The sequence below is a fragment of the Streptomyces sp. NPDC020996 genome (assembly GCF_040641355.1).
In the GTDB taxonomy this organism is placed as follows: Bacteria; Actinomycetota; Actinomycetes; order Streptomycetales; family Streptomycetaceae; genus Streptomyces.
Genome location: NZ_JBFADM010000047.1, coordinates 1 through 21,947, shown reverse-complemented (window position 1 = coordinate 21,947; position 21,947 = coordinate 1). Strand labels below are relative to the sequence as shown.

At 72.5% G+C, this 21,947-nt stretch carries 26 protein-coding genes and 1 pseudogene; 10 read left to right on the top strand and 17 right to left on the bottom strand.

Features of this window, described 5'->3' with window-relative positions:
* Window positions 1-86: 86 nt before the first annotated feature.
* Window positions 87-884 (bottom strand): RNA polymerase sigma factor SigF, encoded by a 798-nt coding sequence (locus tag AB0G63_RS27550; RefSeq protein WP_360755339.1) that lies wholly within the window; start codon window positions 882-884, stop codon window positions 87-89.
* A gap of 288 nt (window positions 885-1,172) precedes the next feature.
* Between AB0G63_RS27550 and AB0G63_RS27545 the strand changes: the two are divergent.
* From AB0G63_RS27545 to AB0G63_RS27520, 6 genes and pseudogenes are all read left to right on the top strand, one after another.
* A pseudogene (locus AB0G63_RS27545) lies at window positions 1,173-2,976 on the top strand (thiamine pyrophosphate-requiring protein).
* A gap of 109 nt (window positions 2,977-3,085) precedes the next feature.
* Window positions 3,086-3,376 (top strand): hypothetical protein, encoded by a 291-nt coding sequence (locus tag AB0G63_RS27540; protein WP_360755336.1) that lies wholly within the window; start codon window positions 3,086-3,088, stop codon window positions 3,374-3,376.
* Window positions 3,377-3,692: 316 nt separating this feature from the next.
* Window positions 3,693-3,842, top strand: coding sequence for a hypothetical protein (locus AB0G63_RS27535; protein WP_360755333.1), 150 nt, complete (start codon window positions 3,693-3,695; stop codon window positions 3,840-3,842).
* 233 nt (window positions 3,843-4,075) lie between these two features.
* Complete coding sequence (locus AB0G63_RS27530) at window positions 4,076-4,468, top strand: DUF2795 domain-containing protein (RefSeq protein WP_360755331.1); 393 nt, start codon at window positions 4,076-4,078, stop codon at window positions 4,466-4,468.
* Window positions 4,469-4,554: 86 nt separating this feature from the next.
* Entirely contained in the window at window positions 4,555-4,986 is a 432-nt protein-coding gene (locus AB0G63_RS27525) for a CBS domain-containing protein (RefSeq protein WP_360755329.1), read from the top strand.
* Between the two features lie 38 nt (window positions 4,987-5,024).
* Entirely contained in the window at window positions 5,025-5,567 is a 543-nt protein-coding gene (locus AB0G63_RS27520; protein WP_360755326.1) for a type 1 glutamine amidotransferase domain-containing protein, read from the top strand.
* A gap of 149 nt (window positions 5,568-5,716) precedes the next feature.
* Here AB0G63_RS27520 and AB0G63_RS27515 read toward each other — a convergent pair whose 3' ends face one another.
* Window positions 5,717-5,995 carry a DUF6158 family protein gene (locus AB0G63_RS27515; protein WP_360755323.1) on the bottom strand — a complete coding sequence of 93 codons (279 nt, stop codon included), beginning with the start codon at window positions 5,993-5,995 and terminating at the stop codon, window positions 5,717-5,719.
* A gap of 57 nt (window positions 5,996-6,052) precedes the next feature.
* Between AB0G63_RS27515 and AB0G63_RS27510 the strand changes: the two genes are divergently transcribed.
* Window positions 6,053-7,177, top strand: coding sequence for a Vms1/Ankzf1 family peptidyl-tRNA hydrolase (locus AB0G63_RS27510; protein WP_360755321.1), 1,125 nt, complete (start codon window positions 6,053-6,055; stop codon window positions 7,175-7,177).
* Window positions 7,178-7,363: 186 nt separating this feature from the next.
* Here AB0G63_RS27510 and AB0G63_RS27505 read toward each other — a convergent pair whose 3' ends face one another.
* Together AB0G63_RS27505 and AB0G63_RS27500 are read right to left on the bottom strand one after the other, a co-directional pair.
* Window positions 7,364-8,983: an ATP-binding cassette domain-containing protein gene (locus tag AB0G63_RS27505; protein WP_360755318.1), complete on the bottom strand. Its 1,620-nt coding sequence runs from the start codon at window positions 8,981-8,983 to the stop codon at window positions 7,364-7,366.
* 42 nt (window positions 8,984-9,025) lie between these two features.
* A complete protein-coding gene (locus tag AB0G63_RS27500; protein ID WP_360755315.1) occupies window positions 9,026-9,730 on the bottom strand; it encodes a histidine phosphatase family protein in 705 nt (234 codons plus the stop codon).
* A 223-nt stretch (window positions 9,731-9,953) separates the two neighbouring features.
* Between AB0G63_RS27500 and AB0G63_RS27495 the strand changes: the two genes are divergently transcribed.
* Both AB0G63_RS27495 and AB0G63_RS27490 read left to right on the top strand, forming a co-directional pair.
* Window positions 9,954-10,775 (top strand): class I SAM-dependent methyltransferase, encoded by an 822-nt coding sequence (locus tag AB0G63_RS27495; protein WP_360755312.1) that lies wholly within the window; start codon window positions 9,954-9,956, stop codon window positions 10,773-10,775.
* A 42-nt stretch (window positions 10,776-10,817) separates the two neighbouring features.
* The gene (locus AB0G63_RS27490; RefSeq protein WP_360755310.1) at window positions 10,818-10,988 is read left to right on the top strand and encodes a hydrophobic protein; all 171 of its coding nucleotides are present in this window, start codon (window positions 10,818-10,820) and stop codon (window positions 10,986-10,988) included.
* Window positions 10,989-11,028: 40 nt separating this feature from the next.
* Here the strand turns inward: AB0G63_RS27490 and AB0G63_RS27485 are convergent, their stop codons facing one another.
* The 13 genes from AB0G63_RS27485 to AB0G63_RS27425 all read right to left on the bottom strand — a co-directional run bounded on the left by AB0G63_RS27485 (window position 11,029) and on the right by AB0G63_RS27425 (window position 20,737).
* Window positions 11,029-11,316, bottom strand: coding sequence for a gas vesicle protein K (locus tag AB0G63_RS27485; protein ID WP_360755307.1), 288 nt, complete (start codon window positions 11,314-11,316; stop codon window positions 11,029-11,031).
* Window positions 11,313-11,501 (bottom strand): gas vesicle protein, encoded by a 189-nt coding sequence (locus tag AB0G63_RS27480; RefSeq protein ID WP_006376647.1) that lies wholly within the window; start codon window positions 11,499-11,501, stop codon window positions 11,313-11,315. The genes AB0G63_RS27485 and AB0G63_RS27480 overlap by 4 nt, the downstream gene beginning before the upstream one ends.
* Window positions 11,498-12,268: a GvpL/GvpF family gas vesicle protein gene (locus AB0G63_RS27475; protein WP_360755303.1), complete on the bottom strand. Its 771-nt coding sequence runs from the start codon at window positions 12,266-12,268 to the stop codon at window positions 11,498-11,500. Before AB0G63_RS27475 ends, AB0G63_RS27480 begins: the two co-directional genes overlap by 4 nt.
* The gene (locus AB0G63_RS27470; protein ID WP_360755300.1) at window positions 12,265-12,642 is read right to left on the bottom strand and encodes a gas vesicle protein; all 378 of its coding nucleotides are present in this window, start codon (window positions 12,640-12,642) and stop codon (window positions 12,265-12,267) included. Before AB0G63_RS27470 ends, AB0G63_RS27475 begins: the two co-directional genes overlap by 4 nt.
* A complete protein-coding gene (locus AB0G63_RS27465) occupies window positions 12,639-13,739 on the bottom strand; it encodes an SRPBCC family protein (RefSeq protein ID WP_360755297.1) in 1,101 nt (366 codons plus the stop codon). The genes AB0G63_RS27470 and AB0G63_RS27465 overlap by 4 nt, the downstream gene beginning before the upstream one ends.
* Entirely contained in the window at window positions 13,736-14,473 is a 738-nt protein-coding gene (locus AB0G63_RS27460; protein ID WP_360755294.1) for a DNA primase, read from the bottom strand. Before AB0G63_RS27460 ends, AB0G63_RS27465 begins: the two co-directional genes overlap by 4 nt.
* A 20-nt stretch (window positions 14,474-14,493) precedes the next feature.
* The gene (locus AB0G63_RS27455) at window positions 14,494-14,733 is read right to left on the bottom strand and encodes a gas vesicle protein GvpG (RefSeq protein WP_360755292.1); all 240 of its coding nucleotides are present in this window, start codon (window positions 14,731-14,733) and stop codon (window positions 14,494-14,496) included.
* A gap of 6 nt (window positions 14,734-14,739) precedes the next feature.
* Complete coding sequence (locus AB0G63_RS27450) at window positions 14,740-15,510, bottom strand: GvpL/GvpF family gas vesicle protein (protein WP_360755289.1); 771 nt, start codon at window positions 15,508-15,510, stop codon at window positions 14,740-14,742.
* A complete protein-coding gene (locus tag AB0G63_RS27445) occupies window positions 15,507-15,929 on the bottom strand; it encodes a gas vesicle structural protein GvpA (RefSeq protein WP_360755287.1) in 423 nt (140 codons plus the stop codon). The genes AB0G63_RS27450 and AB0G63_RS27445 overlap by 4 nt, the downstream gene beginning before the upstream one ends.
* Before the next feature lie 59 nt (window positions 15,930-15,988).
* A complete protein-coding gene (locus AB0G63_RS27440; protein WP_360755285.1) occupies window positions 15,989-16,351 on the bottom strand; it encodes a gas vesicle protein in 363 nt (120 codons plus the stop codon).
* 103 nt (window positions 16,352-16,454) lie between these two features.
* Complete coding sequence (locus AB0G63_RS27435; RefSeq protein WP_360755411.1) at window positions 16,455-17,096, bottom strand: hypothetical protein; 642 nt, start codon at window positions 17,094-17,096, stop codon at window positions 16,455-16,457.
* A gap of 83 nt (window positions 17,097-17,179) precedes the next feature.
* Window positions 17,180-19,027, bottom strand: coding sequence for a transketolase (locus AB0G63_RS27430; protein WP_360755282.1), 1,848 nt, complete (start codon window positions 19,025-19,027; stop codon window positions 17,180-17,182).
* Between the two features lie 18 nt (window positions 19,028-19,045).
* Window positions 19,046-20,737 (bottom strand): FAD-dependent oxidoreductase, encoded by a 1,692-nt coding sequence (locus tag AB0G63_RS27425; protein WP_360755280.1) that lies wholly within the window; start codon window positions 20,735-20,737, stop codon window positions 19,046-19,048.
* A gap of 157 nt (window positions 20,738-20,894) precedes the next feature.
* Between AB0G63_RS27425 and AB0G63_RS27420 the strand changes: the two genes are divergently transcribed.
* Window positions 20,895-21,851, top strand: coding sequence for an LLM class F420-dependent oxidoreductase (locus AB0G63_RS27420; protein WP_360755277.1), 957 nt, complete (start codon window positions 20,895-20,897; stop codon window positions 21,849-21,851).
* Window positions 21,852-21,947 lie beyond the last annotated feature (96 nt).

Genomic DNA, 21,947 nt, shown 5'->3' with positions numbered 1-21,947 from the left:
GCCCGCCCGGCGGCCCGGCGCGCGCGGCCGGGCACCATTCGCGGGACGACAGGGGCCGTGCGGGTGACGGCCCGTGCCGGCGCGGCTTACGCGGCCGCCTCGCGCATGATCTGCTCCCGCATCCGGTTGCAGCACCGGCTGATCAGCCGCGACACGTGCATCTGGGAGATCCCCAGCTGCTCGGCGATGCTGCTCTGCGTCATGTCGTCGAAGAACCGCATGTAGAGGATGGCCCGCTCCCGCTCGGGCAGCGCGGCCAGCCGGGGCTTGACGGCCTCGCGGTCGATCACCGTGTCCAGCGCGGGGTCGGAGGAGCCTAGGGCGTCGCCGAGGGAGCAGCCGTCCTCGCTGCCGGGCAGTTCCGCGTCGAGGGAGAGCGCGGTGAAGCTGTCCAGCGCCTCCATGCCGACCAGCACGTCCTCCTCGCTCATGCAGGCGTGCTCGGCGATCTCGGCCGCGGTGGGCGGGCGGCCCGGGAGGGTCTGCGACAGGTCCTGGGAGGCGGCGCGGACACGGTTGCGCAGGTCCTGGACGCGGCGCGGCACGTGCAGGGTCCACATGTGGTCCCGGAAGTGCCGCTTGATCTCACCGGTGATGGTGGGCACGGCGTAGCTCTCGAAGGCGTGGCCGCGGTCGGGATCGTAGCGGTCGACGGCCTTGACCAGGCCGAGGGCCGCGACCTGCCGCAGATCCTCGTAGCTCTCGCCGCGGCTGCGGAACCGCCCCGCGAGCCGTTCGGCCATCGGCAGCCAGGCCTCGACGATCTCCCCGCGGAGGGCGTCGCGCTGCACGCCCGCGGGCAGTCCGCGGAGCCTGCGGAAGTCCTCGGCGGTGTCGGGGGCGTCGTCGTGCGGGTGGTGCTTCGCGCTCACTTGAATGGGCATGTTGCGTAGCAACTCCCTGGTCGGTGCTCTCGGTTGGACGGTCACCGGGGGAGCGCGGCCGGGACCGGGACAGGGCCCGTCCGGCCGGGTCGGCGGGTCACCGTTCCGACGGACGTGCCTCCTGTCCGAAGCACATCAGGTCCTCATGCCCACCTCTTCGCGCCGCAAACACCCGCGTCGGGTCTTCCGGGTGCCCATGGGTTTTCCGCGTGCCGACGGGGTGACTCGGGACGCAGCCGAATGCGGTGAACGCTGTCCGTAACCATGTCGAGCCCGGGAGGTCCGCACATGAGCACCAAGGTCTCCGACCACGTCCTGCAACGGCTGCTGGAGTGGGGTGTGGAGCACGTCTTCGGTTACCCGGGGGACGGCATCAACGGCTTGCTCGCGGCGTGGGGCCGGGCCGGGAACCAGCCCCGCTTCATCCAGTCACGGCACGAGGAGATGTCCGCGTTCCAGGCCGTCGGCTACGCCAAGTTCAGCGGCCGTCTCGGCGTCTGCGCGGCCACCTCGGGGCCCGGCGCGATCCACCTGCTCAACGGCCTGTACGACGCCAAGCTCGACCACGTGCCGGTGCTCGCGATCGTCGGCCAGACGCACCGCACGGCGATGGGCGGCTCGTACCAGCAGGAGGTGGACCTGCACAGTCTGTACAAGGACGTCGCCTCGGAGTTCGTGGAGACGGTGACGGTCCCCGAGCAGCTGCCGAACGTGCTGGACCGGGCGATCCGCACCGCGTACGCCCGGCGCTGCCCCACGGCGGTCATCATCCCCGGCGACGTGCAGGAGCTCGACTACTCGCCGCCCACGCACGAGTTCAAGATGGTGCCGTCCAGCCTGGACCGCAGCGCCTGGACGGCGATCCCCGCGGAGGAGCCGCTGCTGCGGGCGGCGGAGATCCTCAACTCCGGTGAGAAGGTGGCGATCCTGGTCGGCCAGGGCGCGGCCGGAGCGCGCCGAGGTGGAGCGGATCGCCGGCCTGCTGGGGGCCGGCGTGGCCAAGGCGCTGCTGGGCAAGGACGTCCTCAGTGACGAACTCCCCTTCGTCACCGGCGCGATCGGGCTGCTGGGCACCCGCCCGTCGTACGAGCTGATGCGGGACTGCGACACCCTGCTGACCATCGGATCGTCCTTCCCGTACACGCAGTTCCTGCCGGAGTTCGGCAAGGCGCGCGGGGTGCAGATCGACATCGACCCGCACATGATCGGCATGCGCTACCCGTACGAGGTGAACCTGGTCGGCGACGCGAAAGCGACCCTGGAGCGGCTCATCCCGCTGGTCGACGAGGGCCGCTCGCACGACTGGTACGACACCGTGTGCGTGAACGTCGCACGGTGGCACGAGGTGATGGAACGGCGGGCGGGCCTGTCGGCCGACCCGATCAACCCGGAGTACGTGGCCCGCGCCCTGGACCCGCTGCTGCCGGAGAACGCCATCATCAGCTCCGACTCGGGCTCGACGGCCAACTGGTACGCGCGTCACCTGACGATGCGGCCCGGCATGCGGGGCTCGCTGTCCGGCACGCTCGCGACGATGGGCTGCGGAGTGCCGTACGCGATCGGCGCGAAGTTCGCCCACCCGGACCGGCCGGCGATCGCGCTGGTCGGGGACGGCGCGATGCAGATGAACGGCATGGCGGAGCTGATCACGGCGGCCAAGTACCGCGAGCTGTGGGACGATCCGCGGCTGGTGGTGGCGGTGTGGAACAACCACGACCTCAATCAGGTCACCTGGGAGATGCGGGCCATGGAGGGCTCCCCGTCCTTCCTGCCCTCGCAGGAGCTGCCGGACGTGCAGTACGCCGCGTTCGCCCGCTCCCTGGGCCTGACCGGCGTCCGGGTGGAGAAGCCCGAGGACGTCGAGGCGGGCTGGCGGGCCGCGCTGGAGGCCGACGGCCCCGCGGTGATCGAGTTCCTCACCGACCCGGCGGTGCCGCCGATCCCGCCGCACGCGACCTGGGAGCAGATGGAGGCGACGGCCGCGTCGATCCTCAAGGGCGACACGGACCGCGGCTCCATGGTGAAGCAGGGCTTCAAGGCGAAGGTGCAGGAGTTCCTGCCGGGCCGTGAGAAGAAGCAGGCCAAGAAGTAAGGAGCGGAGACAAGGACAGAAAGCAACTGCTCTACGGCAGCGGGCGGTTCAGTGGCGCGGAGGAAACCGGCGGAGGCCGGTGGCGCCGGGCCGGGAGTACGAAGTGATCGTGGGGATGTCCGCAGAGGGCGCCCCACCCCTGTGGTCGGCGCCGGTGCCGGTCACCGCCGACGTCGTCACGGTGGAGCGGGCGGAGACCGATCCGGCGACCGGCGCCCTGACCCTGTCGTGGCAGGCGGCCGAGACGGACGAGTTCCGGATCCGGGTCACGTTGAACGGCACCCCCTGCGAACCGGAGTCCGTCGCCACCGGTCGTTCCAGGGTCTCCTGGACCCGCTGCCGCCCGGGGCCGCCGCGACCGCCGCGCCGGCCAGCGTCCGCCGCCGCGGCGACGCGCTGAGCATCGGTCCCCACGGTCCCGCCGTCGTGCTGCCGACGCGGCGCCCCGCCGTGCTCGCCGCCAAGTTCGCCGCCGGCACCCTGTCCACCACCTGGACCGCCGTGCCCGCGGCCGACGGCTACCGGGTCAGCGTGCTGCACCGCGGGCGGGTGACCTACGAGTCCCGGGTCCCGGCGTCGACGACGACGTTCCACGCGATCCCCGGTATCAGCGACGAGATGGACTGCTCGGTCGTCGCCGGTCACCGTTCCCACCGCGCCGGTGCGGTTCACGCTCGCCCAGGCCGACGGCGGCCGGGTCCGCCTGGCGTGGGCCGGTGCGCCGGACGCGACGTACCGCGTCACCGTGGGCGACACCGCCGGACACGGCCGGACGGCTCGCGCAGGTCCTCGACGACTGGCGGGGCCGGGAACGGCCGGACGGCGCGGACGGCGCGGACGGCGCGGACGGCGCGGACGGCGCCTGAGCCTTCCGGGTCAGCCTGTACTCCTCCGTCGACCCCACGCTCCAGCGCCCGCTCGTCAATCTGCGCCACGTCGTCTCCGCGCTGGCCGCGGAGCTGCCCGGCTCCGCGGCCGGCACGGAGGCCGGGGAAGGAGGACGGCGGAGGACGACGGCGAAGGTTCGGCGCGTGAACCCCGGTGTCGGCCTCCGGTGCGCGGGTACGCGGAGCTGACCCCCGAAGATGTGGAGGGAGTCATGCAACGAGGCAGTGACCGGCTGAGCGTCCACCGCGACGACGAGATGAAGCACGAGCTGCAGGGTCTGCTCAGGTCCGGGCGCCCCACCCGGACGGAGGAGTGGCACGACCCCGAACCCACCGCCGACGATGACCCGGAGGTCGCGGGCGGGCCCGTGGCGCCGGGCGGCTCGACGGCCTCCCTGAGCGCCGTCCGTCTGGAGCTGGCCCGCCTCCTGGGCCGTCAGGTGTTCCCCGCGGACGCGCACAAGCTCGCCCGCGCGCTGCGCCGGGTGTACGCGCCGGATGCCGTGGTCGAGGCGGTGGAACGGCTGCCGCGCACCGCGCGGTTCACCACCGTCCAGCAGCTGGCCGAGGCCGTGGTCTCGAGCGGGCGCGAGGAGAACGCATAGGCACCCGGGCCGGGGGTACTGCGGGCGGCGTCATGCAGGAGTCGGCCGCTCCACCCCGACGGCCGGGAAACGGAGGAAAGGGCCAGATGGCTGATTTCGTGAGGGAGGTCATGCGGCCGGGCGCGGTTGCTGTCCGGCCCGACGCCTCACTCGTCGAGGCGGCGCAGCTGATGCGCACGCAGGACATCGGTGACGTCCTGGTGGCCGACGGGCAGCGCGTCGTCGGTGTCCTCACCGACCGTGACATCACGGTGCGGGCGGTCGCCGACGGCGCCGACCCGCTGACGGTGAGCGCGCAGTCCGTGTGCACGCCGGACCCGGTGGTGGTCGGGCCGGACGACCCCGTGTCGGCGGCCGTCGCGCTGATGCGGGCGCATGCCGTGCGGCGGCTGCCGGTCGTCGAGGACGGACTGCCGGTGGGCGTGATCAGCCTCGGCGACCTGGCCGAGGCCGAGGACCCCGGTTCGGCCCTCGCCGACATCAGCCGCGCCGAGCCGGACGGCGGGGGAACCGCCTGACGGGCACGAGACCCGCGACGAAAGGAACCTGATCCATCATGCGCATCGCATTCCTGACCGCACCCGAGGGCGTCGAGCAGATCGAGCTCACCGACCCTTGGCAAGCGGCGCGCGACGCGGGCCATGAGCCCGTGCTCGTGTCGACGAGGTCCGGGAAGGTGCAGGCGTTCCACCATCTCGACAAGGCGGACACGTTCCCCGTGGACGAGGTGGTTGGTGAGACCTCGGCCGACTCCTTCGGCGCCCTGGTGCTGCCGGGCGGCGTCGCCAACCCGGACTTCCTGCGCATGGACGGGAAGGCCGTGGCGTTCGTCCGGGACTTCTTCGACCAGGGCCGTCCGGTCGCGGCGATCTGCCACGCCCCCTGGACGCTGATCGAGGCGGACGTCGTGCGCGGCCGGGTGCTCACGTCCTGGCCGAGCCTGCGGACGGACGTCCGCAACGCGGGCGGCACCTGGGTCGACGAGCAGGTCAAGATCTGTGACCACGGCCCCAACAAGCTGATCACCAGCCGCAAGCCGGACGACCTGAAGGCGTTCTGCGACGCGTTCCTGCGGGTGTTCCCGGAAGGCGCGGGCTGACGGACGGCCCGGAGCCGGCCAGAAACGACGCCTGGATGCCGGCCGGCCCGGACGAGAGCCCGGATCGCCTCGGATCGCCGTCGGCCGCTGCCCGGCCGGTGGCGATCCGGGTGTCCGGGCTGTCGTCCGGGTCCGGCGGTGCCGGCTGTTCAGGCGCGGGGAGTCGCGGACTCCCCGCCCTTGCGTTCCCTGGCTCCTTCCCGTGTGCGGCCGGCGGCGACCGGACGTCGCGGGTTGCGGCGCAGGTACTCGCCCTCCAGCTGGGCCATGCGTTCGTTGTGGGTGCGCAGCGCGTCGTTCGAGCCGTACAGCAGGGTGTCGTGACGCGTGCGGTGGATCGTTTCCAGCTCCTTCATGAGCTGCTGGTCGTCCAGCCGGCTGGGTTCGACTCCGGTCATGGTGGCTACCCGCTCGTCGTGTTCGTCCATGAGGTCCGGGTACCCGCCCGGTGAGCACTACCCGCGAGCGATGTCCGGGAGGGAGCCATGGATCTCGCGTTTCTGCACCCACTGTACGAACATCCCGGGCCCTGGGCCTCCGTGTACGTCGACACCTCGCGTCACGCGGAGGACGACTCCCACGAGCGGCGGCTGACGGACGAGGCCCTGTCCCGGGAGCTGTCCGGACAGGGGGCGGACGATGCGACCTGCCGGGCGGTGCGGGAGGCACTGGAGGAACTCCGGCTCTCCCCGGAGCCTCCCGGGCGGGCCCTGTTCGCGCGCGCGGGCGGGGTGGTCCTGGACCCGCCGCTGGCCCGGCCCCCGCGGCGCGACAGCGCCCGCTGGGCGCCGCTGCCGCACACCGCGCCGCTGCTGGAGCTGGCCGGTGAGGACCCGGTGTGCGTGGTGGCGTACATCGACCGCAAGGGCGCCGACTTCGAGCTGCGCGGTGCGCCGGACCGGCGGGACGCCGGTTCGGTCTCCGGACGCCAGTGGCCGGTGCAGCCGGTGCACCGTACGAGCACGGTCGACTGGTCGGAGCGGCAGTTCCAGCTGAAGGTGGAGAACACCTGGGAGCACAACGCGGGCGAGATCGCCGACGCGCTCGCCGTCGCACAGGAGGAGACGCGAGCCGACCTGCTGATACTGGTGGGCGACGACCGGGCGCGGCGGGCGGTGCGCGAGCGGCTGCCCGGGCGCCTCGCGGATCTGGTCGTCGACGCCCCGCACGGCATCGGCAGCCGGCTGCTGGACGAGGACGTCGAGCAGGCGCGCGCCGAGCACGTCCGGCGGCGGGCCACCCGCGAGCTGGAGCGCTTCCGCGCGGCCCGCCACCCGGACGCCGAGGGGCGCAGCACGGCGGTGGAGGGCGTGCCCGCGCTGGTCGAGGCCGCCCGCGAGCATCGCATCGACGAGCTGCTGATCCTCCCCGACGGTCCGGACGCGCACCGCGAGGTGTGGATCGGCGAGGACCCGGACCAGCTGGCGGTGCGCCGTACGGACCTGGGGATCCTCGGCGAGCAGCACTCCTGGTCCGCGCGTGCGGACGACGCGCTGATCCGGTCCGCGGTGGCCACGGGAGCCCCCGCGCTGTCGGTCACCCCGGCCGCCGCGGCGGCCCGGGAGGAGGCCCCGGTGGGCGGCCTGGGAGCGCTGCTGCGCTGGTCCTAGAGGCTGCTGCGCTAGTGCTGGAGCTCTGAGCCCCGCAGACGGCGGCCGGCGGGTACCGGGCCTCCTCGGCCCGTCGGCCGTCACCTCACCCGCCCGGCCCGTCGGAACCCCGACCGTCACCTCACCCGCCCGGCCCGTGGGCCTCGGCCGTCACCTCACCCCTCGGCCCCGCCGGGCCACTGCCTGTCACCTCACTCGCTCGACCCGCCGTTCGTCCCACACCGGTTCCGGGGTCTCCCGGACCCGGCCGTCGCTGCCGAAGACCAGGTAGCGGTCGAAGGAACGGGCGAACCAGCGGTCGTGGGTGACGGCGAGGACCGTGCCCTCGAAGGCCTCCAGGCCCTCCTGGAGCGCCTCCGCGGACTCCAGGTCGAGGTTGTCGGTCGGCTCGTCGAGCAGCAGGGCGGTGACGCCCGCCAGTTCCAGCAGCAGGATCTGGAAGCGGGCCTGCTGGCCGCCGGAGAGCTTGTCGAAGGACTGCTCGGCCTGGGCGGTCAGTTCGTAGCGGCGCAGCCGCGACATGGCGGCGCCGCGGTCCTGCGAGTGCTCCTGCCACAGGATGTCCAGCAGCGGACGGCCCCGCAGCTCGGGGTGGGCGTGGGTCTGCGCGAAGTGGCCGGGCACGACGCGCGCCCCGAGCTTCCAGCGGCCGGTGTGCGCCACGTCCTCGCCGGCCAGCAGGCGCAGGAAGTGCGACTTGCCGGAGCCGTTGGAGCCGAGGACGGCCACGCGTTCGCCGTAGAAGACCTCCAGGTCGAAGGGTTTCATCAGGCCGGTGAGTTCGAGCCGCTCGCAGGTGACGGCGCGGATGCCGGTGCGGCCGCCCTTGAGGCGCATGGTGATGTCCTGCTCGCGCGGCGGCTCCGGCGGCGGCCCGGCCTCCTCGAACTTGCGCAGGCGGGTCTGGGCCGCCTGGTAGCGGGACGCCAGCTCGTGGCTGACGGTGGCCGCCTGACGCAGGTTCAGCACGAGCTTCTTCAGCTGGGCGTGCTTCTCGTCCCAGCGTCTGCGCAACTCCTCGAAACGGGCGAAGCGTTCGCGCCGGGCCTCGTGGTAGGTGGCGAAGCCGCCGCCGTGCACCCAGGCGTCGGCGCCGGCCGGGCCGGGTTCCACGGACACGATCTTCTGGGCGGCGCGGGCGAGGAGTTCGCGGTCGTGGGAGACGAACAGGACCGTCTTGCGGGTCTCCCCCAGCCGCTCCTCCAGCCAGCGTTTGCCGGGCACGTCGAGGTAGTTGTCGGGCTCGTCGAGCAGCAGCACCTCGTCGGTGCCGCGCAGCAGCGCCTCCAGCACGAGCCGTTTCTGCTCGCCGCCGGAGAGGGTGCGCACCAGCCGCCACTGCGCCTTCTCGTACGGCACGCCGAGCGCGGCTGTGGTGCACATGTCCCACAGCGTCTCCGCCTCGTACCCGCGGGCCTCGGCCCAGTCGGCGAGGGCCTGCGCGTACCGCATCTGGGCGGCCTCGTCGTCGACGGTCATGATGGCGTGCTCGGCCTCGTCGACGGCCCGCGCGGCCTCGCGGACGCGGGGCGGCGCGACCGACACGAGCAGGTCGCGCACGGTCGTCTCGTCCCGCACGGAGCCCACGAACTGGCGCATCACGCCGAGCCCGCCGCTGACGGTGACGCTCCCGCCGTGCGGCTTCAGCTCGCCGGAGATCAGCCGCAGCAGGGTCGTCTTGCCGGCGCCGTTCGGTCCGACGAGGGCGACGACGGCCCCCTCGCCCACCCGGAAGGACACGTCACCGAGCAGCGTCCTGCCGTCGGGGAGGTGGTACTCGAGGTGCGCGGCTTCCAGATGTCCCATGGGAGGGCATTGTGCGGGCGGTGCGCTCACCGGGGCAAACGCTTATCCGGGCAAACCCGTGTCCGGCCGCACGCTTGTCCGGGCACACCCTCGTCCGGCCTCGGTGACCGGCCGTCCCGCCGGGCCGCCCTCACCGGCCGGGGACACCGTCGCGCCCGCCCACGTCAGCGCCGTCCAGCCGTCGGACGGGGAGCCCTCCAGGACCACGACGCCCGTGTTGGCGAGGGGGCGGGCGGCGGCGAAGGAGACGTCGACGTTGCCCGCGCGGGCCGCGGTCCACACCCGGATCGCCGCGCCGTGGCTGACCATGGCCACCGTGGCTGCCCCGCTGCGGGCGGCCTCCGCGACGACGGCGTCGTACCGGGCGAGCGCCTCGGCTCCGGTCTCGCCGCCCGGCATCCGCAGCCGCGTCTCCCCGGCCGCCCAGGCGAACACCGTCCTCAGGTACAGCGCGCCCTGCTCGGAGTCGCCGGGCAGCATCTCCAGGTCGCCGGCGGACAGCTCCCGGATGCCTTCCCGGACGACCACGCCGAGGCCGCGCACGGCGGCCAGCGGGGCGGCGGTGAGCTGGGTGCGGACCAGCGTGGAGGCGTACAGGACGTCGATCTCCTCGCCGGCGAGCGCCGTCGGCAGGGCGGCGGCCTGCCGCTCGCCGAGCGCGGTCAGGCCGGGGCCCGGGGCGGCGGTGTCCAGCAGCGCCCGGACGTTGTTGGGGGTCTGGCCGTGCCGGATGAGGAGCAGACGCATCCAGGGACCTCCGCGTGTCGGTCACCGCCCGCCGTGAGCGGCAACGGCCTGCTCAGCGTACCCGCACGGGACCAGCCCCGGCCGGTCCGCGAACCGTACTGACGATTCGTCAGTCCACATGGCAGAACACGGGTCTCATCATTCGGCATGCGCGCGTACCGTGACGGGTACCGGCCGCCGGGGCCCGAAGCCCCGAGGGCCGTACGACGAGAGGGGATCAGCCATGCCGAAGCCGCGGGAGACCGCCGTCTACACGCACGGGCACCACGAGTCCGTGCTGCGCTCGCACACCTGGCGGACCGCCGCCAACTCCGCGGCCTACCTCCTCGGCTCGCTCAAGCCCCACATGAAGATCCTGGACATCGGCTGTGGACCCGGCACCATCACCGCCGACCTGGCGGCACTGGTCCCGGACGGGCACGTCACCGGCGTCGACATGGCGCCGGAGGTGCTGGAGCGGGCCCGCGCCACGGCCGCCGAGCGCGGCTTGGGCAACGTCGACTTCGCCGTCGCCGACGTCCACGCGCTGGACTACCCGGACGACACGTTCTGCGTCGTGCACGCCCACCAGGTGCTGCAGCACGTGGGCGATCCGGTGCGGGCGCTGCGGGAGATGCGGCGGGTGACCAGGCCGGGCGGCTACATCGCCGTCCGCGACTCCGACTACGCGGCCATGACCTGGTATCCGGCGTCCGCCGGGATGGACGACTGGCTGGACCTCTACCACCGGGTGGCCCGCGCCAACGGCGGCGAGCCGGACGCCGGGCGCCGGCTCAAGGCGTGGGCGGTGCGGGCCGGGCTGACCGACATCACCGCGACCTCCTCGACCTGGACGTTCTCCACCGCCGAGGAGCGGGCGTGGTGGAGCGGCCTGTGGGCGGACCGGACGGTGGCGTCGGCGTACGCCGAGCAGGCCACCGCGGGCGGTCACGCCACCGCGGAGCAGCTGCGCGCCGCGGCGGACGCGTGGCGGGAGTGGGGCGCCCGGGAGGACGGCTGGTTCTGCGTCCTGCACGGAGAAATCCTCTGCCGCAAGGACGCCTGAGACGCGGTATTCGGGAAACCCGGCGCAGCAGGAGATTCATTTATGGTTCCCATCCTGCTCGGACTGCTTCTGGTGCTGATCCTTTTCGGCGCGGGATTCGCGGTGAAGGCCCTGTGGTGGACAGCGATCGCCCTTTTCGTGGTGTGGCTGCTGGGATTCCTGATGCGCAGCACGACGGGGACCGGCGGCAGGGGACGCTGGTATCGGTGGTGAGGTGATGACCGGATTGTCCCGCCGGATCGTCCCGGTGGATTCATTCCCGGGGAAGCAGCGGTCCCAGCGGCCCGAGGTCCAGGTTCAGGTCCTCGGGCCGCAGTCCGTAGCGCTCGCGCAACTCGGTCATGCGGTCGTCGAGGAGCATCAGCGTGAGCCCGATCCGCTCCTCCTGGTCCTCGCTCAGGTCGCCGGTGTCGAACCGGCGCAGGGCCTGGCGTTCCATGAGCTGCCGCAGCAGCTCCACGACGGTCAGGACGAGCTTGACGAGGTCGCGCTCTACGGTGTCGGGCTCCAGGTCCAGCCGGTTGCGGCGGGGGGCGGTCACGTCAACTCTCCCCAAGGCGAAGGTACTTGCTCGTTCACGGAGCTGATCAGCGCGTTCAGGTCGATGCGCACCAGGTCGACGTCCGCGATGCGCAGGGTGATGTCACCCGTGATGACCACGCCGCCGGCCAGCAGCCGGTCGAGCAGGTCGACCAGCGCGACCTCACGGCGTTCGACGACGGTCACTGCTCCTCCCCGGCGAAGGAGTACGCCGCCCACGGCCCGGTGAGTTCCACCCTGATTCCGGCGTCGTCCATCATCTTGTCGTCCTTCGTCCGGTCCACCAGTTCCACGAACTGCTCGGAACTGCTGCGTGGCACCAGATACGCGGCGTTGAGGACGTTGCGCCCGGAGACCCCGGAGAGTTTCGGATTCTGCGGGGCGTGCAGCCGGACATCCTCGGCGTGCGCGGAAAGCGTCGCGTGGAGGCGGCTGGCGAACTCCTCGCACTTCTGCCACGTCTGCTCGTTCGACTGCACCCGCATCCGCCGCTGCCGCAGGTAGTCCCGGCCCGACGCCGGTTTCCCGGCGGGCGCGGGCGCCTGCCGGGGGGCCTCGATCTCGGCGTACACCTTGACGCCCCACTCCACGCGGCCCTCCAGCCGTGCGAGGGTGCGCCGGAAGTCCTCCTCGCGCTCCTCGATCATCACGCGGACGCCGCTGTCGTCCCGGAAGACGGTGCCGAGCCTCAGCGGCAGCGGCGTGGTGACGACGGTGAGCGCGTCGATCACTCCCTGGTGGGCCCGGGCCACGGCGGTCAGCCAGTCCAGGTCCTCCAGATGCCTGTGAAGCGGTTCCTCGGCGAAGTCCCGCTCCGGCACGTGGCTCACCACGGCCACCAGGCCGTGGTGAGGCACCACTCTGGGCGGGTCGTCCGCCACGCCCGTCAACTGGGCCTGCAGGGGCGCGTCGAAGGGGCGGCAGACGGCGTAGACGTACCGCAGTCCGGTCACGGTGCCTCCTTCTTCTTCTCTTCCTCTCCCCGGCCTTCCCCGACTCCCCGGCCTTCCTCGACGGGCTCCCCGTACAGCTCCAGTCGAGCCAGCCGCTCACGCAACTCGGCGTTCTCTCGCGCGAGTTGCTTACGGCGGGCGCGGGAGGACAACTCGGGGTCGTCCTCCCACCAGTCGATGCCCATCTCCTTCGCCTTGTCGACGGAGGCCACGATCAACCGGAGCTTGATGGTGAGGAGTTCGATGTCGAGCAGGTTGATCCTGATGTCGCCGGCGATGACGATGCCCTTGTCGAGCACGCGCTCCAGGATGTCGGCCAGATTGGACCCGCCGCCTCCGGCGTAGGGTTCGGGCATCCGGCTGGACATGGTCATCGGCGGCTCCCGCCGGCGTACTCATACTCGTCCTCGGGCTCTTCTTCCTCTTCCTCCTCGTCGTACTCCTCAGGCCCCTCTTCCTCTTCTTCTTCCTCTTCCTCTTCTTCCTCTTCCTCCGCGGTGGGCTCCTCGCCCTCCTCGCCTTCCTCGTACTCCCCGTTCTCCTCCTCGCCCTCGTAGGACTCCTCGCCCTCCTGCTGCTCCCGCTCCTCCTCGGCAAGGGCGTCCTCGTGGCTGCGGACGACCTCGGCGTCGCGGATCTCACCGCGCCAGCCGTCCTCCGCCTCGCCCTTGAGCGTGATGAAGCGGACGTAGTTCTTGAGGTCGAGCCGGGCCCGGCGGCCCTGGGCGCGCCAGATGTTGCCGGTCTTCTCGAAGAAGCCCGAGGGGTAGTACTCGATCACCAGCAGGACGCGGGTGAGGCTGTCGGCGAGCCGGTGGAAGGAGACGACGCCCTTCGTGGTGCCCTTGGCGCCCTCCGAGGTCCAGGCGATCCGGTCGTCGGGCACCTGCTCGGTGGTCGTCGCCTTCCAACTGCGGTTGGACCACCAGACCTTGAGCTGCCAGTCGGAGTGCGTGTCGTCGGCGCGGCTCGCGCTCTTGACGCCCTTGGCGAAGGTGCTGAAGTCCTGGTACTTCGTCCACTGGTCGTAGGCGGTGCGCAGCGGCACGCCGACGTCGATGCTCTCGATGATGACGGTCGGCTTCTGGCCCGAGCCGGCCTTCTTCTTGCCCTTGCCCTTGCCGCCCCCGAGGTTCTTCAGAGCGCCCATCACGTTGTCCTTGACATGGGAGGCCCCGAGTTCCAGTGCGGAACGCAGCGGCCCCTTGCCCTCGGCGAGCTTGCGCCCGCCTTCGAGGGCGAGCTTGGCGAAGCCGGGGCTGTTGCCCTCTGCGATGTCGTTCAGCTTGCCGGTGGTCTCGCCCAGCTTGTGGCCGACTCCGGCGAGCAGGCGCTCGGCCTGCGCGGCCAGGTACTCCTGTACCTCGGCCTTCAGCCGGTCGGCGGCCTCGCTGTGGGCGACGCCGGTGAGCGGGTTGTCGGTGGCCTTGCCGGCCGCCTTGCCCGCCGTGCCTGAGAGAGTCTCGGTCATCGGTCACCGCCGCCCTTCCGCATCCGGCCCCGGGCGCCGCGCGCGGCACCCCTGGCCGCGGTCGTCTTCTTCCCCGCGGTCTTCTTGGCGGCTGCCGTCTTCTTGGCCGCCGTCTTCTTGGCCGGGGCTGTCTTCTTCGCCGCCGTCTTCTTCGCGGGCGCCTTCTTCACGGGCGCCCGCTTGGCGGCCTGCTTCGCCGGTGCCCGCTTCGCCGCCGCCTTCCTGCCGCGCGGCTCGGGCTCCTCCTCCGCCTCGGGCTCCTCCTCCGCCTCGGGCTCCTCCTCCGCCTCGGGCTCCTCGGGCTCCTCCTCCGCCTCGGGCTCCTCGGACTCCTCCTCCGCCTCGGGCTCCTCGGCCTCAGGTTCTTCCTCGCCCGTCGGTTCCTCGTCCTCGCCGACCCGGCCGCCGCCCGGTACCACGCCCGCGAGCTGGTCGCGGACCCGCGAGGTACGGCCGTGCAGGCGGTCGGCGAGCGCGTCGATCTGCCGCTCCACCATCGCACCCGAGGCCGCCTTGCCCACGCCCCGCAGGTCGGTGCGCAGCTGGTCCCCGATCTCCTTGAACTGCGGGTTCTTCAGCAGTTGCTGGGAGACCAGGTCCCCGACCGCCCGCGGGGTGAGATTCATCCGCTTGCCGGCCACGAGCGAGCCGATGGCGAGCGCCATCTTCAGTTTCTTCGTGCGTCCCAGGAGATATCCGGCCCCTACCGCGAGGCCCAGTCCTACTCGGTTCATCGTGCCGTCCCGTCGCCACTTCACACGCCGTTGCGCAGGCCGATCTCCAGCCTGTCGAGGAGTTCGTCCTCCATCCGGTCGAACTCCTCCTCGTCCATCTCGCCCGCTTCCAGCCGTGCCTCCAGCTGCGCGAGTTCAGCCCGGACCGTGGCCGGGTCGTAGTAGATGCGCTCCGCCTCGCTGAGCGCCTGTCTGATCGCCCAGGCGCTGCCGCGCACCGGGGCGAACGGCAGCAGGAGGACCTCTGAGATCAGTCCCATGGGGACTCACTCCTCCTGGCTTTCCGTGCCGAGCGCGGCGGCCGCGGGCTTGCCGGGTCCCGGCTCCACGAAGCTGTACGGCGGCAGCGGGCCGTTGACGCGCAGCTCCAGGTGCGGCTGGCTGCTGCGGACCTCCTCCACCGCGGCGAGGAAGTCCTCGGCGGACCCCCGCTCCACCAGGAAGGAGATGTTGGCCAGCCAGCCGGTGGACTCCGGGCCCACGCTGATCGTGTCGGCCAGCGGCTCCAGGGCGCTGCGGACCGCTTCCGCGTCCTCGCCCTCGCGGGCCTTGACGGCGTCCGCGACCATCTCGCCGAGCCGCAACCGGTCCTCGTAACTGCCTCCGCCTGCCTGCCGGTTGGCCTCCGCCATGCCGCGGAGCTCCGCGTTCTCGGACATCACGCGGTGCAGCACGGCCTCTTCGTCGTGGACGGCCTTGACGTTGTACTCGTCCTTGCCGTCCAGCGCCCGCAGGCGCTCCTGGTAGTGCTCCGCGCGCTCGGCGAGCACGCTCGTGACCGTGTCGTCGTCCTGCGCGACGCTGCCGAACCGCATGGGCAGCACGCAGCCGCCGGCGCCCGCCTCGCTCAGCACGTTCTGGTGAGCGAGCAGCTCCTTGCGCTTGGGCCGCAGCCCTTCGGGGGCATCGCTGACGACGGCCACCAGCTCGCCCGCATGGAGGATGCGCACCGGCCGCGGCGGGTCGCCGACGCCGCCCATCCCGTCAGGCAGCGACGGGTGGGAAGCGGCCGTGATGCCGTAGACGTAGGTGCTCACTCCTCTTCCTCCCTCCGGCGCGCGGCCGTCGACTTGCGGCGCGGCCTGGACTCGCTCTGGCTCTCCTCACGGGCCTGCTTGAAGGCGCCGGATATGGTCTCCGCCGCTCCGGACAGGGCCCCCTTCGACTTGCCGCGGGCGCCCGACTCGGTGACCTGGCCGACGATGTCGGGCAGGCCGGGGCTCTTGCGCGGGCCCGCCTCCAGGTCGAGCCGGTTGCACGCCTCGGCGAAGCGCAGGTAGGTGTCGACACTCGCCACGACGACACGTACGTCGATCTTCAGGATCTCGATGCCGACCAGGGACACGCGCACGAACGCATCGATGACGAGCCCCCGGTCGAGGACGAGTTCCAGGACGTCGTAGAGGCCGCTGGAGCCGCCTCCGCCGCCGCTCTGCTGGGCCGGGACAACGGTCATGCCGACCGTGCCTCCTTCTCTGTGGACTGGTGAGTGGTCGGTTGCTTCCGGCGAGCGGCCTACCGGCCGCCCGGCCTGTGGGAGTCGGCCCGCCCGCGCTCGTAACGGCGAACGCGCCGGTAGCCGGTCAGCTGGCCGTCAGGGTCGAGTTCGACCTGGTAGCTCGCCATCAGACTCATCGTGTCGGGCACGCGGGCGAGTTCCATGACCTCGATCTCCAGGGACCAGCCGTCCTCCGTCTGGTCGAAGGACGAAACGCTCTCGGCGGCCATGCCCGTCAGCTCCGCGAGCTGGGCGCGCGCGTGGCGCAGCACCTCCATGGGGCCCGGCCGCTTCTTGGTCGTGCGGCTCTCCGCCTTCTTCGGGGAATCCTGTATGTCTTGCGAATCTTGTGACTCTGGTGTGTTCTTTGTGTTCGTCATGGCCACCTCTCACTCCGTGTGGCCGCCCAGCCGTCGGACAAACCTTCCTGAACGTCCGGGTCCGGGGGATCGGCGTCACCGGTGGACGGCGCGGGTACGTGCATCAGCCACGTAGCCCGTCGAGCCTGCGGCGGGCCGGTCCGAGGGCGCGCCCTCTGCTCATGACACCGGCCCAGGGGTCGGTGCGGGCCTGGTCGACGGCGTCGGCGACGGTCCAGCGGCGGGCGTGCAGGCCGGGGTCGTCGAGCTGGGACCAGGCGATCGGCGTGGCCACGGGAGCGCCGGGCAGGGCGCGCACGGTGTAGGGGGCGACCGCGGTCTGGGCGTAGGCGTCGCGTCCGATGTCGAGGTAGAGCCGGTCGCCGCGGTCCTTCTTGCGGGGCGCGGTGGTGAGCCGGTCCGGGTGCGCGGCGGCCAGGGTGGCGGAGTCGTCGCACACGGTGTGGCGGACGGTGCCGCCCTCCTTCGGCACCTCGACGCGGGAGACCCAGTCCGGGTATGTGTCCGGGGTGTTCTTCTGCATGAAGCGGCAGCCGTCGATGCCGTCCGGGTGCCGTTGCAGCATCAGCGGCCGGCCGCGCAGGTGCGGCAGCATGAACGGGCCGACGCTGCGGTGGTAGTCCACCAGGTCGGACTTGGTGTACTCCGTCCCGTCGCCGCCGGGGAACAGCACCTTGTCCGGCCGGTGCACCCGGACCGTGCGGCGCCCCGCCCGCACGGTCCGCGTGTCGTCGCCGGTCCGCACGCCGTCGCCGGTCCGCGTGTCGTCGCCCGCCCGCGTGTCGTCGCCGGCCCGCACGCCGTCGCCGGTCCGCACGTCGGTATCGCTCACCGCACGACCGCCTCCCCCACCAGCAGCCGCCCGGCCGCGGCGATCGACTCGGCGTCGATGCCCGCGGCGTGCAGCTGCTCGTCCGGGGAGGCCGAGCCCGGCATCGTACGGACGGCGAGCCGCACCAGCCGCGGCACGGGCCGTCCGTCGGTGAACGCGTCGAGGACCGCGTCCCCGAGGCCGCCCTCCTCGTGGTGATCCTCCACGGTCATCAGGCAGCCGGTCTCCTCGGCGGCCCGGCGCAGGGTGAGCCGGTCGACGGGCTTGACCGAGTACAGGTCCACGACCCGGACCGGGACGCCCTCGCGCTCCAGCGCGTCGGCGGCGGCCAGCGCCTCGTGCACGGTCACTCCGGCGGCGACGATGGTCAGCCGGTCCCGGTCGGAGGAACGCAGCACCTTGCTGCCGCCGACCGGGAACTCCTCGTCGGGCCCGTAGATCACAGGGCTCTCGCCGCGTCCGGTGCGCAGGTAGCGGATGCCGTCGCGGCCGGCCATGGCGGCGACGAGTTTCGCGGTCTGGTTGGCGTCGCACGGGTACAGCACGGTCGAGCCGTGGACCGCCCGCATCATGGCCAGGTCCTCCAGCCCCATCTGGGAGGGGCCGTCCTGCCCGATCGCGACGCCCGCGTGCGAGCCGACGAGGTTGACACCGGCGCCGCTGACCGACGCCATGCGCACGAAGTCGTGGGCCCGCGTCAGGAAGGCGGCGAAGGTGGCGGCGTACGGCACCCAGCCGCGGGCGGCGAGGCCCACCGCGGCCGCGACCATCTGCTGCTCGGCGATGTAGCACTCGAAGTAGCGGTCGGGGTGTGCCTTGGCGAACAGTTCGGCGCGGGTGGAGTCGCCGACCTCCCCGTCCAGGGCGACGACGTCGCGGCGCGCGGTGCCGAGCGCGGCCAGCGCCTCACCGAAGGCGTTGCGGGTGGCGACCTTCTCGCCCTTGTCCCAGCGGGGCAGGTCGGGCCGGGCGGCGGTGACGTCGTGCGCCCTGCCGTCCGCGGCCGGCTCGTGCACCCGTACCCGGACCTCGCCCGGTCCGCCGAGCTCGGCCACCGCCTCGTCGGCGTCCGGCAGCGGCTTGCCGTGCAGGCCCTCGCGGTCCTCGACGGCGGCCACGCCCTTGCCCTTGAGCGTGCGGGCGATGATGGCGGTGGGCTGGCCGGTGGTGGACCTGGCCTCGCCGTAGGCGCGGTCGATCGCGTCGACGTCGTGGCCGTCGACCTCGACGGTGTGCCAGCCGAACGCCTGGAAGCGGCGGGCGTAGGCGTCGAGGTGGTGGCCGTGGCGGGTCGGGCCGCGCTGGCCGAGCCGGTTGACGTCGACGATCGCGGTGAGGTTGTCCAGGTGCTCGTACGCCGCGTGCTCGGCGGCCTCCCAGATCGAGCCCTCGGCCAGCTCGCTGTCCCCGCACAGCACCCACACGCGGTAGTCGCGGTGGTCCAGCCGCTTGCCGGCCAGCGCGATACCGACGCCGACCGGCAGGCCCTGGCCGAGCGAACCGGTGGCCGTCTCGACCCACGGCAGTCTGCGCGGCGTCGGATGCCCTTCGAGGCGGCTGCCGAGCTTGCGGAAGCTGAGCAGTTCGCCGTCGTCGATGGCGCCGGCCGCCTTGTAGGCGGCGTACAGCAGCGGCGAGGCGTGCCCCTTGGACAGGACGAAGCGGTCGTTGCCGGGGTGGGCGGGGCGTGCGAAGTCGTAGTGGAGGTGGTTGGCGATCAGTACGGCCATCAGGTCCGCGGCGGACATCGAGGACGTCGGGTGCCCGGATCCCGCGGCGGCCGACGCCCGTACGCTGTCCACGCGCAACTGGCGTCCCAGCTCGTCGAGTTCGGCGGTGTTCATACGTCTCCTTCTGTTGCGTCAGTCGGACCGCTGGACGGGACCGGGAGGCTCGGAGTGCGGTCCACCGGGCTGATTCCTGGCGGGCTCACCGCCAGGCTGGTTCCTGGCCGGTTCACCGCCAGGCTGGTTCCTGGCCGGTTCAGGCTGCTGGTTCCTGGCCGGCTGGGCTCCGGGCCGGCTGTCGGCGGGCACGTCGCCCGGCCTGCCGCCGCCCGGCCTGCCCTCGCTCGACCTGCCGTCGCCCGGCCTGCCGTCGGGCGACGCGCCGCTCGGCCGGGTCCCGGCGGAGGACCGGTGGGGCGGCTCCGAGCCCGCGTCGGCCGGCGCACCCCCGGGCCTGCCGGCCGGCGTCCCCGCAGGCGTGCCGGCCGGCAGGCCGTCCGGCGGCTTCGCCCGCCGCTCCCGGCTGCCCGGCGTCCGGGCCAGTTCCGGCGCCGCCGTGTCCAGCGGGACCGACCAGGCCCGCACGAGCCCCAACTGCACGGCCTGGCGCGGCAGTACGGCGTCCAGCAGCCAGTCGGCCGCGACCCGCACCCGGTTGCCCGGCATCGCGGCCAAGTGGTAGCCGCGGGTGACCGCGCCGGCGACCGGGCCGGAGAGCGCGACGCCGAGCGGGTTGGCGGCCGCCTGCACCCCGCCGAGGTCCACGACGAAGCCCAGGTCGCGGTGGCGGTAGGCGCGGCGGTCGCCGACGCCGAGCGACGCGGCCACGTTATGGCCCGCGACCTTGCCCTGCCGCCAGGCGTGCTGGGCCGTCATCGGCGTGTACGCGCCGGGCTGCTCCAGGTCCGGCACCGCGGCCGCGTCGCCGCACGCGAACAGGTCCGGGTGGCTCGGCACCTGGAGGTGCGGGTCGACGAGCAGCCGGCCGCGCTCCATGGGCAGCCCGAGGGACTCGGCGAGCGGATCGGGCCGTACGCCCACGCACCACACGAGGGTGCGGGAGTCGACGAACTCCCCGTCCGTCAGGAGCACTCCGTCGGGCGTGGCCTCCTTGACGGACGTGCCCGTCCGCACGTCGACGCCGCGCCCGCGCAGCACCCGGTCGGCGGTCCGCGACAGCCGCTCGTCCAGTTCGGGCAGCACCCGCGGCGCGATGTCGAGCAGCATCCAGCGCGGCCGCATGCCCCGCCGCAGGGGGCGCTTGCGCACCTGCGCGTCGGTGAACAGCTGCCCCTGCGCGGCGACTTCGGTGCCGGTGTAGCCGGCGCCGACCACGACGAAGGTGCAGCGGGCGGAACAGGTCTCGGGGTCCTTCGCGGCGGCCGCCAGCTCCAACTGCCGGGTGACGTGGTCGCGCAGGTACAGCGCCTCGGGCAGGCCCCGGAAGCCGTGCGCGTGCTCGGCGACGCCGGGGATGGGCAGCAGCTTGTTGACGCTGCCCGCGGCGAGCACCAGCCGGTCGTAGGACAGGGTGTCGCCGTCGCCCTCCGGGCCGGTGTAGTGGACGGTGTGCGCGTCCAGGTCGATCGCGTCGGCCTCCCCGAGCACCAGCCGTACGTGCGGCAGGGTGCCGGAGAGGGAGACGGTCACCCGGCGGGGTTCCAGGATCCCGGCGGCCACCTGGGGCAGCAGGGGCAGGTAGAGGAAGTAGTCGGTCGGGTTCAGCAGGGTGACGTCGGCCTTGTGCCGGACCAGCCGGGACAGGGTGCGGGCCGTCCGGTACCCGGCGAACCCGGCACCGACGATCACGATGCGGGGTCGACTCACGGTTCGCCTCCGGCGCTGTCGGGTGCGTCGTACGAGAGCCTTCCGCGTCCCCCTGGTCGGACCGGCCAAACGTCCGCCGGTTGCCGCCGGGGCCACCCGGGTACCCGGGTGGGCGACCTGACCGCCGCTTTCGCGGAGCTGCGTTGGAGGTACCCCTATGCCCGAGTACGGCTACTTCCTGTCGTGCGAGGAGTTCGCTCCCGCGGACCTCGTCGAGCAGGCGCGGATGGCCGAGCAGGCCGGATTCCAGTCGCTGTGGATCTCCGACCACTATCACCCGTGGAACGACGCGCAGGGTCAGAGCCCGTTCGTGTGGTCGGTGATCGGCGCGCTCTCGGAAGCGGCGTCGCTGCCCGTGGAGACGGCCGTGACCTGCCCGACCGTACGGGTCCACCCGGCGGTGGTGGCGCAGGCGGCGGCGACCTCGGCGGTGATGACGAACGGCCGCTTCCGGCTGGGTGTCGGAACCGGCGAGGCCCTCAACGAGCACATCCTGGGCCATGTCTGGCCGCCCGCGCACGTGCGCCTGGAGATGCTGGAGGAAGCCGTACAGATCATGCGCCGGCTGTTCACCGGCGAGGAGGTCAATCACCGCGGCACCCACTACTCGGTGGAGAACGCCCGTCTCTACACCCTGCCGGAGGAGCCGGTCGCGATCGACGTCTCCGGGTTCGGCCCGGCGGCGACGAGCCTGGCCGGACGTGTGGGCGACGGGTTCGTCACGATGATGCCGGACGCCTCGATGGTGGAGCAGTTCCGTAAGGGCGGCGGGGGCGGCAAACCGGTCATGGGCGGCACGAAGGTCTGCTACGGCGCCGACCGGGACGAGGCGGTGCGCACCGTGCGCGGGCTGTGGGCCAACCAGTTCCTGCCGGGCGAGATGAGCCAGATCCTGCCCGAACCGAGCCACTTCGAGCAGCTTCAGCCGCTGGTCACCGAGGAGATGGTGAGCGAGAAGGCGGTGTGCGGGGACGACGTCGACGAGCATGTCGCCGCGCTGTCCGCGTTCGCCGAGGCGGGCTTCGACCGGATCTACGTCAACCAGATCGGCCCCGACCAGCGCGGCTTCTTCGACTTCTACCGGACGAAGGTGCTGCCGCAGCTGAGGGAGTGACGGCCGGGGGTCCGGCACCTTGACGGTCTTGATGGTGCCGCCGGGGCACTCGCCCGGCGCCAGATTGACCAGGCCCTGGGCGACCCGTTCGGCGAC

Coding starts and splice junctions, on each gene's coding strand:
- AB0G63_RS27550 (WP_360755339.1), bottom strand. CDS start 884: ATGCCCATTCAAGTGAGCGCGAAGCACCACCCGCACGACGACGCCCCC.
- AB0G63_RS27530 (WP_360755331.1), top strand. CDS start 4,076: ATGCAACGAGGCAGTGACCGGCTGAGCGTCCACCGCGACGACGAGATG.
- AB0G63_RS27525 (WP_360755329.1), top strand. CDS start 4,555: ATGGCTGATTTCGTGAGGGAGGTCATGCGGCCGGGCGCGGTTGCTGTC.
- AB0G63_RS27520 (WP_360755326.1), top strand. CDS start 5,025: ATGCGCATCGCATTCCTGACCGCACCCGAGGGCGTCGAGCAGATCGAG.
- AB0G63_RS27515 (WP_360755323.1), bottom strand. CDS start 5,995: ATGGACGAACACGACGAGCGGGTAGCCACCATGACCGGAGTCGAACCC.
- AB0G63_RS27510 (WP_360755321.1), top strand. CDS start 6,053: ATGGATCTCGCGTTTCTGCACCCACTGTACGAACATCCCGGGCCCTGG.
- AB0G63_RS27505 (WP_360755318.1), bottom strand. CDS start 8,983: ATGGGACATCTGGAAGCCGCGCACCTCGAGTACCACCTCCCCGACGGC.
- AB0G63_RS27500 (WP_360755315.1), bottom strand. CDS start 9,730: ATGCGTCTGCTCCTCATCCGGCACGGCCAGACCCCCAACAACGTCCGG.
- AB0G63_RS27495 (WP_360755312.1), top strand. CDS start 9,954: ATGCCGAAGCCGCGGGAGACCGCCGTCTACACGCACGGGCACCACGAG.
- AB0G63_RS27490 (WP_360755310.1), top strand. CDS start 10,818: ATGGTTCCCATCCTGCTCGGACTGCTTCTGGTGCTGATCCTTTTCGGC.
- AB0G63_RS27470 (WP_360755300.1), bottom strand. CDS start 12,642: ATGACCATGTCCAGCCGGATGCCCGAACCCTACGCCGGAGGCGGCGGG.
- AB0G63_RS27465 (WP_360755297.1), bottom strand. CDS start 13,739: ATGACCGAGACTCTCTCAGGCACGGCGGGCAAGGCGGCCGGCAAGGCC.
- AB0G63_RS27460 (WP_360755294.1), bottom strand. CDS start 14,473: ATGAACCGAGTAGGACTGGGCCTCGCGGTAGGGGCCGGATATCTCCTG.
- AB0G63_RS27455 (WP_360755292.1), bottom strand. CDS start 14,733: ATGGGACTGATCTCAGAGGTCCTCCTGCTGCCGTTCGCCCCGGTGCGC.
- AB0G63_RS27445 (WP_360755287.1), bottom strand. CDS start 15,929: ATGACCGTTGTCCCGGCCCAGCAGAGCGGCGGCGGAGGCGGCTCCAGC.
- AB0G63_RS27440 (WP_360755285.1), bottom strand. CDS start 16,351: ATGACGAACACAAAGAACACACCAGAGTCACAAGATTCGCAAGACATA.
- AB0G63_RS27430 (WP_360755282.1), bottom strand. CDS start 19,027: ATGAACACCGCCGAACTCGACGAGCTGGGACGCCAGTTGCGCGTGGAC.
- AB0G63_RS27420 (WP_360755277.1), top strand. CDS start 20,895: ATGCCCGAGTACGGCTACTTCCTGTCGTGCGAGGAGTTCGCTCCCGCG.